At 43.0% G+C, this 17,203-nt stretch carries 11 protein-coding genes; 3 read left to right on the forward strand and 8 right to left on the reverse strand.

Annotated elements, in window-relative coordinates:
* Window positions 1-112 precede the first annotated feature (112 nt).
* Window positions 113-1,603 carry a DUF5723 family protein gene (locus tag LA303_RS09375; protein ID WP_240525015.1) on the forward strand — a complete coding sequence of 497 codons (1,491 nt, stop codon included), beginning with the start codon at window positions 113-115 and terminating at the stop codon, window positions 1,601-1,603.
* An 8-nt stretch (window positions 1,604-1,611) separates the two neighbouring features.
* On the opposite strand, the gene LA303_RS09380 is transcribed toward LA303_RS09375, so the two are convergent.
* From LA303_RS09380 to LA303_RS09390, 3 genes are read right to left on the reverse strand one after another with little or no spacing between them, the layout of a single operon-like run.
* Entirely contained in the window at window positions 1,612-2,793 is a 1,182-nt protein-coding gene (locus LA303_RS09380) for a trans-sulfuration enzyme family protein (protein WP_240525016.1), read from the reverse strand.
* Between the two features lie 21 nt (window positions 2,794-2,814).
* Entirely contained in the window at window positions 2,815-3,150 is a 336-nt protein-coding gene (locus LA303_RS09385; RefSeq protein WP_240525018.1) for a NifB/NifX family molybdenum-iron cluster-binding protein, read from the reverse strand.
* An 11-nt stretch (window positions 3,151-3,161) separates the two neighbouring features.
* Complete coding sequence (locus LA303_RS09390) at window positions 3,162-3,797, reverse strand: DUF134 domain-containing protein (protein ID WP_240525019.1); 636 nt, start codon at window positions 3,795-3,797, stop codon at window positions 3,162-3,164.
* A gap of 151 nt (window positions 3,798-3,948) precedes the next feature.
* Between LA303_RS09390 and LA303_RS09395 the strand changes: the two genes are divergently transcribed.
* Entirely contained in the window at window positions 3,949-5,112 is a 1,164-nt protein-coding gene (locus LA303_RS09395; protein ID WP_240525020.1) for a prolipoprotein diacylglyceryl transferase, read from the forward strand.
* Complete coding sequence (locus tag LA303_RS09400) at window positions 5,109-6,221, forward strand: ABC transporter substrate-binding protein (protein WP_240525021.1); 1,113 nt, start codon at window positions 5,109-5,111, stop codon at window positions 6,219-6,221. The genes LA303_RS09395 and LA303_RS09400 overlap by 4 nt, the downstream gene beginning before the upstream one ends.
* A 25-nt stretch (window positions 6,222-6,246) precedes the next feature.
* On the opposite strand, the gene LA303_RS09405 is transcribed toward LA303_RS09400, so the two are convergent.
* The 5 genes from LA303_RS09405 to LA303_RS09425 all read right to left on the reverse strand — a co-directional run bounded on the left by LA303_RS09405 (window position 6,247) and on the right by LA303_RS09425 (window position 17,198).
* Window positions 6,247-6,837 (reverse strand): chemotaxis protein CheB, encoded by a 591-nt coding sequence (locus LA303_RS09405; protein WP_240525022.1) that lies wholly within the window; start codon window positions 6,835-6,837, stop codon window positions 6,247-6,249.
* The gene (locus LA303_RS09410; RefSeq protein WP_240527130.1) at window positions 6,830-7,666 is read right to left on the reverse strand and encodes a CheR family methyltransferase; all 837 of its coding nucleotides are present in this window, start codon (window positions 7,664-7,666) and stop codon (window positions 6,830-6,832) included. The genes LA303_RS09405 and LA303_RS09410 overlap by 8 nt, the downstream gene beginning before the upstream one ends.
* 17 nt (window positions 7,667-7,683) lie before the next feature.
* Window positions 7,684-12,084 carry a response regulator gene (locus LA303_RS09415; protein ID WP_240525023.1) on the reverse strand — a complete coding sequence of 1,467 codons (4,401 nt, stop codon included), beginning with the start codon at window positions 12,082-12,084 and terminating at the stop codon, window positions 7,684-7,686.
* 26 nt (window positions 12,085-12,110) lie between these two features.
* The gene (locus LA303_RS09420; RefSeq protein ID WP_240525024.1) at window positions 12,111-14,144 is read right to left on the reverse strand and encodes a response regulator; all 2,034 of its coding nucleotides are present in this window, start codon (window positions 14,142-14,144) and stop codon (window positions 12,111-12,113) included.
* A gap of 231 nt (window positions 14,145-14,375) precedes the next feature.
* Window positions 14,376-17,198: a PD-(D/E)XK nuclease family protein gene (locus LA303_RS09425; protein WP_240525025.1), complete on the reverse strand. Its 2,823-nt coding sequence runs from the start codon at window positions 17,196-17,198 to the stop codon at window positions 14,376-14,378.
* Window positions 17,199-17,203: the final 5 nt, after the last annotated feature.

Raw genomic sequence — 17,203 nt, forward strand, 5'->3', positions numbered from 1 at the left:
TTCTGCTTGCTTCATCGAAACATGCTGTTTTTTTGTTGCTTCAAACAATGATTTACTACTTTTGTAGTTCTATTGTAAAGGGAAAAAGGAAGACGCTTTTATGACGGAAAAAATGACAACTAACCGGGGGGAAGAACGATCTTTTGTTAAGCTTTTGCTTTTCCTGATCATCCTGTTTTCAGGAGGATACAGTACGCTTACAGCACAGCAAATGACCGGATTAGGCTTCGACAACTATAATGGCGCTGCCGGAGCTATGCTCAACCCGGCTTTTTTATCCAACTCAAAGGTTTATCTGGATGCTAATTTAATTACCACCGATGTTTTCGCAGAAAATAACATGGGGTATTTTGACAAAGACACTACCAGTTTTTGGGATTTAGTACGCATGGTTACCAAACCATCTTACCAGGGACCGGATGCATACTCCGTACTTTATGAAAATCATGATAAAAAGAATTTCTACGTTTCCTCAAGAATTCAAGGACCTTCTTTTATGCTTCAGGACGGGCGTCAAGCCTTTGCCATTGGCATTACCGTACGCAGTGTCAGTTCGGCTGTAGACATTCCTTATGAGATTGTTTTATCCAAAGGCCGGCTTTCTGACAGTTCGTTGGTAAATAACAGCTTTGATGATAAAAATTTCAGTTTTTCCTCTCTAAACTGGGCCGAACTCAACCTGAGTTATGCTTATGACCTGATTGACCGGGGCAATACCAAACTCACAGTAGGCGGAACATTCAAAATCTTATTCGGAATTGGCGGAGCTTACAGTACCGTCAATCAAGTAAAATATAATGTTCCAGATAGAACTACTTTAGATATTGAAAATTTTGACAGCAAAGTTGCCTTTGCGCTTCCTATTGATTACAACGATTATGAAACAACGGTTTTGGATCCGCTATTTAAGGGACATGGCGTAGGAATGGATATCGGTATTCTTTACACTAAACTCAAAACTTTTACCGACCCGGGAGAAAAGCGCTTGTGTGCCAAGCCTTATGCCGATTACATTTACAAAATAGGTATTTCGCTGATGGACATCGGAGGAATCCGGTTCAATCATCATGCCGAAGTACACTCTTTTGATAACGTAAACGCCAAATGGGAACAATTTGATACGGTTTCCACCCCTAACGTACGGGTAACTATGCAAACATTAAGTTCTGTTTTTTATGGTAGTCCGAACCAATCACTTACTGATACTTCGTTTTTTATGAGCCTGCCCACCACCTTGAGCATTCAATACGATTACCATTTCAATGGTAATTTCTATCTGGCGGGTTACTGGCAGCAGCCTTTACGTTTCAGATTGCGGACAGTGCGCCTGGCACCGGTTTTAGCTGTTATTCCGCGTTATGAAACCCGGATCTTTGGAGCCAGCCTGCCGGTAACATTTTACAACTACGAAAAATTACGTGTCGGTGCATCTCTCCGGTTTTATTCCGTTACCATTGGGACAGAAAAGCTGGGTACTTTTCTTGGCATCGGCGATCTTACCGGAATGGATTTCTATTTTTCAATACGGTTTAACCTTGATAAAGGACGCTGTATGAGCTATTTTAAAGGAGCTTGCAGCAATGCCCGTTTTGGTGCGAAATAAAATTCTTTTTACACCAGCGAAAGGGCATGATCCAAATCGGCAATAATGTCCTCCACATCTTCAATTCCTACCGAAAGGCGTACCAGTCCGTCTGTGATACCGGCCTCTTCACGCTCTTCTTTCGACAGTTTTGAGTGGGTCATGGATGCCGGATGCTGAATCAGTGTTTCAATGCCTCCCAAAGAAACAGCCAGCAAAGCCAAATGAACATTATCCATTACGGTTTTTCCGGCTTTTAAACCGCCTTTTACGCCAAAAGACATCATAGAACCCGGACCAGCCATCTGTTTTTTAGCCAGTTCGTACTGAGGATGTGATTCCAGACCCGGATAAAGAATCCATTCTATTTTCGGGTGTTTTTCCAAAAAAGCAGCTACTTTCCGGGCATTTTCCTGTGCTCTTTCAATACGAATAGAAAGGGTTTTTAAGCCACGCCGGGTAAGCCAAGCCTGATGCGGATCCATATTGAATCCCACATTTTTCATCACATAAGCCACCTTATCGTAAAGCTCCTTGTTGCGGGTAACCACACAACCGCCCACAATATCCGCATGTCCGTTAATAAATTTGGTCATGGAATGCAAAACGATATCGGCTCCCAAGTCCAATGGTTTTTGAATATACGGGCTGCAAAAAGTATTATCCACACATACCAGCATGCCATGCTGATGGGCAATTTCAACCGCTTTAGCAATATCGGTAATGCCCATGGTAGGATTGGCCGGTGTTTCCAGATACAACAGTTTGGAATTGGAACGAATGGCTTTTTCTATGTTTGCAGGATCGGTGCAATCCACGTAAGTGCTTTCCACCCCAAAATTCGGATACAGTTTTTCCATCACTCCCCGTGAAGGACCATATACCGAATTATGGCTCACCATATGGCTTCCGGCTCCCAAAAAGGCCAGATAAACCGTATTTACCGCCGCCATTCCGGAAGCGGTCACCACCGCACCATAACCATTTTCAAGTTCGGCAAGGGTGTTTTCAAGGTCTTCTATGGTTGGATTTCCCAATCGGGTATAAATATATCCTTTCTCTTCGCCGGAGAAACAACGGGCGCCATGATCGGCATCTTTAAACCGGAAAGTGGATGTCTGGTAAATCGGAGTTACCGCACTACCCAGTGCATCTTCAATACCTCCGGCATGAATGAGTTTTGAGTTAAAGCCTGCTTTTTTTGTGTCCATTTTTTATGATTTTAATTGTTTTTAATGATGACAATAATTTTGTCCGAATTTCAAATCGCCGTTGATAAAATCCAATGCCAGATTCATGGCTTCGTCCACCGCTACGCCCACGTAAACATTAATTCCATTATTGTAAAGGATTTCCACCGCTTTAGGTCCGATACCGCCTACAAGAATATCCGTTACTGCATTCTGAGCCAGCCAGCGGGGAATAGTTCCTTCGGCATGCGGCGGGGGTTCCAGGCGATATTCTTTTTTAATTTTATTGTCTTCTATTTCAAAAAAGGCAAATTCACGGCTGTGGCCAAAATGTTGAGCCAGAAAGCCATTTTCCAAAGGCATCGCTAATTTTTTCATCGACATATTTTCTATTGTTTTTTACGTTTATTTAAAATCATCTGATAATGTTCTGAATCTTCGCGGATCATACGAATATTGCACCGCGGACATAACATACTGCCACAAGGAACGCCGGCGGTATGTTCTACTTTATAATCGCATCGGGGACAAATACAATAACCGGCTACACCCCGGCCACCATGAAAACGTCCGCTGCCATGCCGTCCACCGCCTCTTCTTTCGGGAAATGAATTCACCGCTTCCTGAAGAGAAACAAGATGATCATCACCACATACAGGACAATGGTCCACTTTTCGGCCGGCTTTTTGTTTAAATACCGAACTGCAGTTCTCGCACCGATACCAGTCGGCATCAAATTCCACATGCCCCCCTTCAATAGAAAGGCGTTTGTTTTCCACAAAAGCTTTGGCTACTTTTTTCCGGGCCGCATCATAAATACGAGTAAATGTCGGTCGCGAAACGTGCATCCTTTTTGATGCTTCAAGCTGCGACAGTCCTTCATAATCGGCCAGCCGGATGGCTTCATATTCTTCAAAATGCAACAAAACCGCATCTGTGGTCGAGAAATCACCACTTTCCGGAATAAACCCGGTAACATGTGGCGGCTCACTAAGTACTCTTCTTCTTTTCGGACGTGGTGACATACCGGCAAAACTTTTCGCAAATATATTGAACATTTGTTCAGGCTCAAAGCCTTTCCTGTGAAGAAAAAAACATTTTACCGGCTTTTTAAAAGAAGCAGGAATAAATGTAATTTTGTAATGAAAAAATATGGAAATAAAATAACATTCGCTTATGTACCCCAAACTTAGCGATCTGATCAATGCCGTTTTCGGCACACACATCAACCTGCCGATCATGAGTTACGGCTTTTTTGTTGCGCTTGCTTTTCTGGCAGGTTCTTATCTTTTGTATCTGGAGCTGATCCGGAAAGAAAAAGAGGGACTGATTAAACCGACGAAGAAAAAAATTGTTGTAGGAAAACCGGCTTCCGCCACAGAATTACTATTCAGTTTTTTACTGGGATTTCTTCTTGCATTTAAGATTGCCGCTGCTATCACTGACTACCAGCACTTTGCCAATGATCCGCAAGATTTCTTATTTTCCGGAGAAGGCTCGGTATGGGCAGGCCTGGTATTCGGTTTTTTGTATGCTGCCTACGTTTGGTACGACAAAAACAAACAAAAGCTCGAACATCCGGTAGAAAAAGAAATTCTGGTTCCTGCGCATGAACAAACCTGGATGATCGTCCTGATTGCTGCCGTTTTCGGAATCATCGGAGCCAAAATTTTTGATCAACTGGAAAACTGGCAGGCTTTTTTGGCGAATCCGCTGGGAGAGCTTTTCTCTTTTAGCGGACTCACTTTTTATGGCGGGCTGATCATTGCAGCCATTGCGGTGGTCTGGTATGGCGAAAAAAACGGGATTCCTGTTAAACCCATGGCCGACAGCTTTGCTCCCGGACTGGCTCTGGCTTACGGCATCGGACGAATCGGCTGTCAGGTATCCGGCGACGGCGACTGGGGCATTGTCAATCATTGGGCCAAACCCCATTGGCTTTCTTTTTTGCCGGACTGGTTATGGAAATACAACTATCCCCACAACATCATTAATGAAGGCGTTCCTATCCCGGGATGTACCGGAGCCCATTGCATGCAACTTCCGCATGGAGTTTTCCCTACACCGGTTTACGAAACCATCATGATGATCATCGTCTTTATTATTCTTTGGTCTATTCGCAAAAAAATAAAAACTCCCGGTGTTTTATTTTCCATTTATTTGATATTTAACGGGGTAGAGCGTTTTTTCATTGAACACATCCGTGTAAACAACACCTACGACATCTTCGGACATCACATCACTCAGGCAGAAATCATCTCTCCTATTTTGGTTCTTATCGGTATTTTCGGATGGTATTATTTAGAAAAGCAGGCCCGGAAAAAGAAAATTGCATCATGAAAAAAATCGCTTTACTGATCTTTCTTCTTCTTGGATTTTTCTTTACAGGATGTCATGAGAACGTAAAAAAAAGTTCTCCACATTTAAAGATCGCAGAAAATACCACGATAAAGTATGCAAAAGGTTTTGCTGTATTCAAACAAAACGGTAAAACCAAAGTAGTGGTTTACAATCCTTGGAAAAAAGGGAAAAAAATATTGGCTGCTTTTGTTCTTGTTCGAAACAACCCCGGCAAAGGCGAAATTAAAGTTCCGCTGAAAAAGGTTGCCGTATTTTCAGCTACACAGCTGGATGCATTAGAAAAGCTAGGGCTTTTAAACCGTGTAACCGGCATTTCGGAAGCCCGTTTTATTTCCAATCCAAACGTTAAAAAGGCACTGGCAAAAGGAAAGATTACCGAAATGGCTGCCGGAGGCAATTATTTTATCGAAACCATTTTGAAACACCGGCCGGATGCGATTTTTTATTCTCCTTTTCAGGGGAATACCCAGCTTCCCCAAACACTTTCTTCCATTTTGGCCATTCCCTATCTTGATTATACCGAAATGAACCCGTTGGGAAGAGCCGAATGGATTAAATTCTCCGCACTCTTTTTCGGAAAAGAAAAACAAGCCGACAGCATCTTCCGTAACATCACCAAACAATATTTTAAGCTAAAAAAGTTAGTCGATACCGTTTCGGTACGTCCCACCGTTTTTTCTGACAAGTTTTTCAACGGGCAGTGGTACATTGCCGGTGGTCGCAGCTACATTGCCCGTTTGTTTAAAGATGCCGGAGCTCATTACCTGTGGGAAAACGACAGACATACGGCCAGTTTTCCCCTGAGTTTTGAAACCGTGTTCCAAAAAGCCCGGAACGCAGACTACTGGCGTATTGTGGGAACCTTCGGACATCAACCGTCGTATGCTGAAATTGCAAAAGAAAATGCACTTTACACACAATTCAAAGCCTTCAAACAACATCACATTCTATACTGCGATCCGCAAAAAACCGCTTATTTTGAGAAAAGTGCCATGGAACCCCAATGGATTTTAGCCGATTTTATAAAAGCTTTTCATCCGGAACTTCTCCCGCATTATCATCCTGTTTTCTATCATCTGATTCCTTAGCAGCCCTGAAAATTACATTGGGAAACTACTTTTTCTCTGAACAAAACGGGGTTTGACACAAAAAAGAAAGGATTTCATCCAGCGAAAGTACGCGGTGGGGATTTGCCTTTTCCAGTGCAGCACGCGGCATAGCCGGGCTTTCAGCATCATCGGGATGCTGTACCACAGTATACCCGCCTTTTTTTTTGATATACGACAAGCCGGCAGCTCCGTCGGCGTTGGCTCCGGTAAGCACAATTCCCATTAAATGCGGACCATAAGCATCTGCAGCCGTTTCGAACAGCACATCAATGGCCGGTCGTGAATAATTTACCTTTTCTTCTACCGACAACGACAGGGTAAAATCACTTTCCACCAGCAAATGATAATCCGGCGGGGCAAAATAAGCTGTTCCCGGTAAAACCGGTTCTTTTTCATCGGCTTCTTTCACCCGGATATTCGAAAGCTGATCCAGCATTTTCACCATGTAATTATCCGAATGAGGACTCATATGCTGAACCACCAATAACGGGCAGGGAAAAGAAGCCGGCAAAGCCGGAAGCAGTTTCTTTAAAGCGTATAGCCCGCCTGCTGATGCGCCCATCACAACAGCCTGTATGTCATGTGGTTCATTCATACTTTTTCTTGAAGATCTTTTGTTTGGCATCAATCACTTTGTATTTCTTCTCGTCGGAAGAAAACATCAGCGATTCTTTGGTTCCCAAAGCCAAAAAACCACCGGTCACCAGGCTCTCATGCAACAAATGCAACACTTTATTTTGAAGTTCCCGATTGAAGTAGATCAATACATTCCGGCAAACAATCATATTCACTTCAGCAAAAACCCCGTCAGTTACCAGATTATGCTCAGCAAAAATCATATTTTTGGACAGGTTTTTGTTAAAGATCACCCATTCATCATTGGCGTGGTAATAATCAGAAAACGATTCTCTTCCTCCGGCCTTCTGGTAATTCGCCGTATATTCTTTGATATAACGAATCGGGAAAATTCCCTTCCGGGCCTGTTCGATCACGTAAGGATTAAAATCAGTGGCATAAATCTGGGTTCGTTCCAACAATCCTTCTTCATGCAACAGGATAGCAAAAGAAAAAACCTCTTCGCCCGTAGCACATCCGGCATGCCAGATCTTCAAATACGGATAAGTTTTTAAAACCGGGATTACTTTTTTCCGGACGCTTTTATAAAAATCAGGATTCCGGAACATTTCCGTTACATTAATGGAAAGATCGCGGACCAGCCGGTCAAAAACTTCCGGACGGTGAAGAATTTCATTTTGCAATTCGGAAATACTGCGGAGTCCTTCCTGTGCCACACGATGTTTCACCCTGCGCTTTACATGCGCCCGGCTGTATTCGCGAAAATCATAACCATACTGCAGAAAAATAGCCTGCAACAACAGTTCCAGCTCTATATTTTCAATGTTCACATCTTCTTTCTCTCCCATCATCACCCGGAAAATTTTTATTTATACAACCAAACGCGAAGCATGGAGATCAGTTTGTCTTTTTCAACCGGTTTCGAAAGATATTCATTAGCCCCAGCGGCAATACATTTTTCACGATCACCTTTCATTGCCTTGGCTGTTAAGGCAATAATGGGCAATTTTTCAAACTTCTTCTCTTTCCGGATACGCTCCATGGCTTCATAGCCATTCATTTCCGGCATCATAATATCCATCAGGATAAGGTCTATTTCGTCGGCATGCTGATGCAGTTTTTCAATGGCTTCTTTTCCGTTTTTCCCGACAATGACTTTCATATCATAACTTTCCAGCACACTGGAAAGGGCAAACACATTTCGCATATCATCATCCACCAGCAGGATGGTTTTTCCTTTCAGAATATTTTCATTTCTCATTTTCTCGCTCATCTTCTTTTTCACACCGGTAAACTCACTTTCCACCTGGTGCAGGAAAAGTGTTGTTTCATCCAACAAGCGTTCAAAAGAATGAGCCCCTTTTAAGATAATGCTATTGCTGTATTTTTTCAGTTTTTCGTCTTCTTCGCGCGAAAGCTCACCCGAAGTATAAATAATCACCGGAACCTGCGACGCTTTTTCATCCCCCTGAATTTTCTCAAGCACATCAAAGCCGCTCATATCACGAAGTCCCAGATCAAGAATCATACAATCGAACGACTGTTCCTTGAGCAATTTAACGGCTTCTTCTCCCGATCCCGTCGACGTAATTTCTACCGTATCATCTTTGAGCAACTTTTCAATGCTTTTTCGGGTAATTTCTTCATCTTCCACCACAAGCAATTTCTTCAACGGTTTCTCATTGATTTGCTCAATTTTTTCGAAAACGGCATCCACCTGTTCCTTGGTTACCGGTTTCGACAGGAACCCAATCGCGCCTTTTTTCATGATATCAATATCAAAATCAGACGCTGAAATCACATGCACCGGGATCGAACGCGTTTTCACGTTCGCTTTCAGATGATCAATCACCTCTTCACCGTCAATTCCGGGCAATCCCAAATCAAGGATAATGGCATCCGGTTGATAATAATCGGCATGATAAAGTCCGATTTCACCATCCAGGGCCACAATAGCTTTATAACCGTGTTCGTGAGCCAGGTCTCGCAACACTTTGGCAAAATTCACATCATCCTCGATGATCAAAATTTTCTTGTCTCCTTCTTTCAGGTTTTCGCGATCATCTTCCACCTCAGGAATATCTGCCGGAGCAGTAGGAACATGGGAAAATGAAGATTCTTCTGTATCAGCCTTTTTGTCTTTTTCTGCTGCAGACTTTTTATCCGACGAGGCCGGTTTGTCCTTTTTATCCTTTGCCGTTTCCGGTGAAGGTGCCTGCCAGGGCAGATACAAGGTAAAAGTAGTCCCTTTTCCTTCAGTACTTTCAAGTCCCACAGCACCACCCAACAACCGGGAAAAACTCTTAGAAATACTCAGTCCTAATCCTGTTCCACCGTATTTCCGGCTGGTTGTACCATCGGCCTGTTTAAACGCTTCAAAAATCACGTTCTGTTTTTCTTTGGGAATTCCAATTCCGGTATCAATGACCGAAAGGGCCAGGGCATCATCAGCCTGCACACCCAGCTTTTTCAATTTTTCCGCATCGGTACAACGAGACAGTTTAAAGGTAATGCTCCCTTTTTCTGTAAACTTAATGGCATTGGAAATCAAATTTTTGATCACCTGCTCCACCCGTTGCGAATCTGTTTCAATATATTCCGGCAGTCCTTTTTCCTTGTCAATCTTCAGTTTCAGCCCTTTTTCTTCAATCACGGGTTTGAAGCTGGTTTCCACAAAAGTAATCAGATCATCCAGGTACATCCGTTCAACATTAATCTCTACCTTCCCTGACTCTACTTTGGAAAGATCCAAAATATCATTGATCAGGTTCAACAAATCGGTACCGGATGAATTGATGGTCCGGGCAAACTCTTTTTCTTTCTCACTCAGGTTATTATTCTTATTCTCTCCGAGCAGTTGAGAAAGCACAATGATGCTGTTAAGCGGCGTACGCAATTCATGCGACATGTTAGCCAAAAACTCCGATTTATAGCGGCTGGCTGTTTCGAGATCTTTGGCTTTCTTTTCAATTTCCTTACGGGCTTCTTCCAGTTCTTTATTTTTCCGCTTAATGGCATCGCGCTGGATTTCAAGTGCTTTTGTCCGTTCTTCCAGCTCTTCGTTGGTTACTTTCAGTTCTTCCTGCTGGGTTTGCAGGTTTTCTTCCGAACGTTTCAGGGCTTCGGTTTGTTCTTGCAGCTCTTCATTAGCCTGTCGCAATTCTTCCTGTTGTACTTCCAGAATCTTAGCCTGCTCCTGGGTTTGTTCCAACAATTTGCGCACTTTCAGGTGAGAATGAAGCGTAATTACAGCCAAAGCCAGATCTTGTACAGCCAAATCAAGGAAGCTGAGCTGTAATTTAGTAAATGCATTCACCGAACCTATTTCCATTACGCCTACTACCTGATCTTCAAACGAGAAAGGCACTACAGCCAATGTGCGGGGCGAACGTTCTCCCAACCCCATATCGATCAGTGGCGTATCGCCATCTTTTTCCGTAACGATCAGTCGTTTCTTATCATTAAACACCTGTCCCACAAGGCCTTCTCCCGGATGATACACTTTTCTCAGATTTTTATCATCCGGAGAAACGGCATAAGTCGCCGACAGTTTCAGCGCTTTTTCCTCTTCATCGTAAAGATAAATAAGTCCTACCTGCGCTTCGAGATAAGTAGCAAAAAAGCGGATAATCCCTTCACTGAGTTCCTGTAGATTTTCTTTTCCTTTCAGCACGGCATCCAGCTGATTCAATCCGGTTTTCAGCCAATCTTCGTTGCGGAATTTTTCGGCATTTTTCCGCAGTGTTTCCGTCATTTTATACAATGCTTTGCCAAGCGCATCATTTTCACTGCGGGGTTTAATCAACGTATTGTAATCGCCATTGGCGATACGGTCGGCCTGTTCCACTACTTTCCGGAAACTCACCACCATCTTATTGATAGACTGAGCCAGCACATCATCTTTGCTCCGAACTTCCACCTGGCGACTAAAATCGCCTTTGGCGACCAGTTGGGCAATATCCGAATAGGTTTTCAGCGCCGTTACCAATTGATTAAAGGTGTCTTTCATTTCACCGATTTCATTTTTCGGTGCTTTGATATCTTTCTGTTCCAGTTTTCCGGTAGAAATCTCTTTTCCCCACGACGAGAGCAATTTAATCGGGTTCACAAACCAGCGGGTCACCAAAATCGAAATAAGAACAACCACCAAAATGGTAATGATAAAGCTGATTTTAGCAATGTTAGACAAACGGCGGGCAAAAGCAAAAGCTTCTTTATGAGAAATTTGTTCGATAAGAGCCCAGTGCACGCCGTATTTTTCCAACTGGTTCAGGTTCCGGTAAATTCCCAAAACCCAGTCGCCTTTTCCGTCAGCATCGTATGTGGTTACGCGTTCCTGGTCCAGCTCGTTGGCTTTCAGATAAGCTTTATCATCACGATGGGTCAGAAAATCCTTCCATTCCAGCGTTTTTTTGTTGACAATCCGTTTCCGCAAAATTTCCGATTCATCGCCAAAACGGGTAGCCGACCGCAAATACAAATCCGAGCCTATCAAAAACGCTTCTCCGGTTTTTCCGTAACCGGCTTCCTGCTGTATCATATTGTTAATGGCCTGCATTGTAATTTGCAGGGCAAAAACACCAATCACTTTCCCCTTTTGATCGGTTACTGCCTGAACAAAAAAACCGGAAATGATCCCCATACTCGGAGCATAACGTTCCAGATCAGAAAAAAGCATTTTATGTTCGCTCAAGCATTTTTTTACTGTGCGCGAAAAACGGGTATCCCGTTTCTTGCCTTTAAAAATATTGGTTCCCAGATCGCTTTCTTCGCGTGTACTAAAAAGGACATCTCCCTTTTTATCAACAAACAAAAAATCATAAAAGTTTTGCAATTTCAATGATGGCTTGATCTCAGGAAACAGCGGTTTGGTAATCTCTTTCCACGCTGCACTCTTCACAAAAGCTTCAGGAGTCATTTTACTTTCCTGGAAAGCGGTAACCAGTTTTTCAAACTGCCGTTTTTTTTGAACCGAACTGATATTGATTTCCAAAAAATCGCTGGCTTCGTTAAAGTAAGTGTAAATATATTTCAACCGTAACTGGGAAGAGGCATTCAACGATTTTTCCGCCACAATGGTCAGTCCCTGATAAGCCGTCAGGAAATTAATAAAACTCACGGCCGCCAGCGGGATAAACGAAATGGCCAAAAACCAAATAAAAAGAGACTTCCCTACGCCGATATTTCGCCAGGTTCGTAACGAATATTTAAAACGTTCCCACTTGGTGGCTTCGTTATAATCGATATAATCTTTTTTTTCTGCCATAATAAAAAATGCAAAAGGGTAAAAATCTAATGCTGGGTATATTTTTCCACAATACTGTACAACTCTCCGGGGTTCACAGGTTTAGAAAGGTAGGAATCCATTCCGGCAGCAATACATTTTTCTTTATCGCCTTTCATGGCATGGGCTGTCATGGCCACAATAGGAATATGTCGTTTGGTTTGTGCTTCCGCTTCTCTGATTTTCTGGGTCGCTTCATAACCATCCATCACAGGCATTTGTACATCCATTAAGATTAAGGAAAAACGTTTGGGATGCTGGGTTATCATTTCTACAGCCTGCTTTCCGTTTTCCACCACTTCTACATGCCATCCTTTCCTTTCAAGGAACTGGCGAATCACTTTCCGGTTAATCAGCTGGTCTTCGGCTACAAGAATCTCAATACCGTCACCAAAAGGAAGGGTAATCTGTTTTCCTTCCGGACTTTTCTCTTCCGGTTTACCTTTTCCGGATGTACTACGATCATGCGGGGTAATTCCTTCAAGAAGATCTCTTATATCACGCTGTAATACCGGTTTATTGATAAAGCTGTATTTTCCCATTTGTTTTAACCGGTCAATTTCCGGGCTGGCAATTTCTTTATACAGGAAAACGATACGCATATCCGGAAATTCTGTGTGAAGTTCAGCCGTTTGTTTTTCCACATCGGATTCTCCGGCATTAAAGTCCACAAAGAAAACATCGAAAGGATCTTTTTTCAGGACTTCACGGGCATTGGCCATACTTTCAGCCTGAACCATTTCAATATTCCAGAAAAGCAAGATTTTCCGTAAGGTATCGGCAATTTCAGGATAAGGAGTCATTATGAGCACCCGGTTGTGTTTCAACGGAGGTTTCGGAGAAAGTTTTTCCGGCTCACAATCCTGATCACCGGTAATCAGGTTAATGGTGAAATAAAATTTACTGCCTACTCCCACTTCGCTTTCCAGTTCTATTTTTCCGCCCATCAGCTCCACCAGTTTACGGGCAATGTTCAGGCCCAAACCGGTACCGCCATATTTCCGGGTAGTTGAAACATCGGCCTGCGTATATTTCTCAAACAACAGGTCTTGTTTTTCCTTGGGAATTCCTGATCCGGTATCTTCCACACAAAAGCGCAACCGAATCTGTTCTTCAATCAAATCAATCATTCCGATACTCAGTTCCACATGGCCTTTCTCGGTAAATTTCACCGCATTATTCAATAAGTTGGTTAAAACCTGACGAATCCGCAGTTGGTCGCCGATTAAAACATCCGGAATATCCGGATCCATATCCACCACCAGGTTCAGATCTTTATTCTGAGCAAAAACGCTGATGATTTTAAATACTTTATCCAGCATTTCACGAATACTGAATTCAGCTTCCTCCAGTTCAAGCTTTCCGGCTTCGATTTTGGAGATATCCAGAATATCATTAATGATTTCAAGCAAATTTTGACCGGATGTTTTAATATCGAGAAAACGCTCGGCCTGTAACGGACTCAAATCCTTATCCATCAAACCCAACTCAGCAATACCTATAATTCCGTTAAGCGGGGTTCTGATTTCATGACTCATGGAAGCCAGAAAAGAACTTTTAGCCTGCGTAGCTTCTTCTGCGGCTATTTTAGCATCGTGCAACTCTTCCACCGTTTTTTGCAACTTGGCCGTGGTTTCTTCCAATGAGGTTTTATATTTGAAGAGATCAATAAACGCTGAAATTTTACTCTTCAGGATTTCCATATCCAGCGGTTTGTACAAATAATCCACGGCACCCGTTTCATACCCTCTGAAAATATGTTTTCGCTGCTTGCTGATAGCCGTTACAAAGATGATGGGAATATGCTTTGTACGTTCGCTGCTCCGCATGATCTCAGCTGTTTCAAACCCGTCCATGCCGGGCATTTGCACATCCATGAGTACCAAAGCCACTTCATATTCCAAAAGCAGACCCAACGCTTCATTACCCGAATGGGCTTTAATAATGTTGAGTTCAGGACTTTCAAGAATACTTTCAAGTGTAAGCAAATTTTCAGGACGGTCATCAACAATCAGAATATTGTACTTCTTTTCCTTTTCCATTGCATTAAGAGTTAAGTATGCCAACAAGACCTTTCCGGTACTAAATCAAAACCTGCTTTCTATTTAAGTCCTTTTAATTTAAGACCGGTATTCACCCATTTTAATATAAAATTACGTTTTTGACGCATTTTTAAACCCAACAGGTGTAATAAGCAAAAATAATAAAATTCATATATTGACAGAAGACCAGGAAGGACAAACTTCTCGACGTTTTTTCCACGATAAAGAAAATTATTTTCGGTTACAAAGCCCTTTGTAATCGCAATATTCACACACTTTTGGGTTTTCTGTTTGACAAAACGGAATGGTTTCATCCAATATTTCTCCAATCAATTCACTCAACAAATTTTCTGTTTGCTCCATCATTTCTTTTTGTGAAGCATCTTCCGGAAAAGAAACCGGTAAAAAGGCCCCATCAGCTCTTCTCAGACTAATAATCCCAGGTTGTACTTTTTTATCACTCCCATCCTGTTTCAAAAAAAGCCAGGAATAAACCAAAACCTGAAAAGCTTTGGAATAATCAGTGTTCTCAAGCAAAACGTCCCACGATGCAGGTTTCAAATACCGCGGTTCGGTTTTTCCGGTTTTATAATCAATAATCCGGTAAACGGCTTCGCCGGTTTTCCGGTCAACACGGTCCATAACCCCTTTTAATTTTACCGTTTTATCTTTTACAGAAAGCCGGGCAAAAACCTTTTGTTCCAGTCCTTCCAAAACTCTGGGCTCTTTTTCCAGGGCTTTCACATCGTTTTTTATAAACCGTTCAAGATACCTTTTGGCCACATGATAAATCAACAAATCCCGGCCGTTACTCAGGTCACGCGGGCCATAAATTTCAAGAAACTTTTCCTGCAATAGTTTATCCGGATCTTTTAAGAAATACCGGAGCAGTTCGTCCGGCCGGACAGGTTGTCCCAAAAACGGACGATACAGCGTTTCCAACACGCTGTGCAACACGCTGCCGAAGACATCAGACTGTATGGAAACCTGCGGCTCGTCCGGAAGCCGGATTTGCGCTACATGCCGATAATAAAACTGTAATGGACAACGGATATAAACATTCAGTGCAGAAGGAGACAGCCCATTGGCCATCAACATATCCATACGCTCACGCACCAAAGCTGTTTTTTGTATTTCGGTTTCTGCATGCAGGGTCACATCCGGCAAAGGCACATAAACCATTTTTTTCTGCAACCTGAAACGGGGATTTTTTTCTGCAATCTCATTTTCAAGCTGAAGCAGGAAACGGCTCATCTCGCCACCTCCCAGCACATCCGGTTCAGAATTATACACAAAAACCGCCTGCCGGGCATGCTGTAAAAGCCGGAAAAAATAATAGGACATCACGGATGCTTCCGAATTTTGCAGCGGCAAGCGATGTGCCCGGCGCAAATCGTACGGAATAAACGATTCGTGAAATCCGTTTTTGGGCAAGATTCCTTCATTGGCTCCCAAAACAATAATCCGGTCAAAATCCAGGTTACGGGTTTCCAGTATTCCCATTACCTGGATTCCTTTCAGGGGTTCACCTTTCAGGCTTACTTCACGCCGGCGGAGCAGTTGCAGGAATATCTTCTGTAACCCTTCAAAATCAGGAATATGACTTTGTCCCTGAAAAAGATTCTCAACCAGCTTCACCACCTGCATGACCAGGATCAGCTGATTTTGCAAAAGCCGGTTTTCCGGAGCAGAAAATACAGGAAGTTGTTTCAACGCCTGCAAAAATATTTTTAAACGGGATGGAAAAACGGAAGGATCTTTTCCTACGGAAAAAAGGTTTCCCAAAAAGGTTTTCAGCCTCTCATCATCTGCTGCAGCAAGCACCGATGAAACCGGGGCATAAACCGATTGAACCGGGTAAAAATCAGCAAGTTGTTTACCCGTCAGCATCTGCACCAGCGGGTTTTGCATCAAAATTTCCAGATCTTCTGACAAAACCCGGATCTCCTGACTTTGTCCGTTTTTTTGTACCTGAAAAAGTTTCAGCCAACGATACACCAAATCATAAAACGGGCTGTATTCCAATGAGTAACCCATGGTCACATTGTAATGCACCGGCTGGTTATAAACCGACGAAGGAACTGAATCAAGCAAGGGAATCAGCAGATGTTCATCTGCCAGAATGATGGCTGTTTTTTCATCCGGAGTACCTTCTTCAAGCCATTCACTCAAAATCTGTCCGGCCAGTTTCACTTGCCGGGTTTGTCCGGGTACCCCATAAATTTTCACCTCTTTTTCGGTAGTAAGCAACCGGTTATCCACCCATAAAGGATTGGATATTTTAAGATACCGGACCATTTCACGCAGAAAACGTCCGGCTTCATGATAAGTTTTTTTCTCCGGCGAAAAATAAAAGTGATCGGCATGAATAAAATAATGCAGTTCTGCTTTTTCCGACAAGGCTGCCGTAACCCGTTTCTCCGCTTCCGTCAGCGCATTAAAGCCCACAAAAACAAACCGTTTCCATTGAAAAAACAGCTCTTTTTCGTCCTTTACCTTTTCGGCTGCCAGCCGGTAAGCCATGGCTTTATAAGCGGCATTTTTTTTGAGCAGCCGCATCTGCAACGTTTCGTAATAGGCATACAAAGAATGGAAAAAAGAGAGATAATCTTTTTGCATCTCGGTAAGCGGACGTTCACCGAGATTCCACTCTTCCAACACTTTGGCTTCCGAAAGTTCGTGAAATAACCGGTAAGCATCGGCAAGCGAATAGTCAATATCACTGAAATCATTCAGCATGAGCGGAGCCCACGAAAAAAACTCATCCAGTGTACGCACCTGCTCTTTTTCCTGTTCAAGATGAATCTGATACAACTCAAAATAAGCGAGAAGAGGATCGACCACAGAAACACCGGAAAGCTGTACCATCAAATCGTCAATGGTCATCATTTGCGGAAGCCAGAAATCTTTTTCCGCAGCACGCAAAATGGCCTGTTTTAAAAACAGTTGTGAACGCTTATTCGGAAAAACCACCAGTGTCTCCGCCCCCTCGGACGGTTTCAATTGCAACAGAAATCCGGCTACTCTTTCGAGGAAGACAGGCGTATCATTCATAAATA

Origin of the sequence: Candidatus Sulfidibacterium hydrothermale (genome assembly GCF_020149915.1) — a bacterium.
Taxonomy (GTDB): domain Bacteria; phylum Bacteroidota; class Bacteroidia; order Bacteroidales; family F082; genus Sulfidibacterium; species Sulfidibacterium hydrothermale.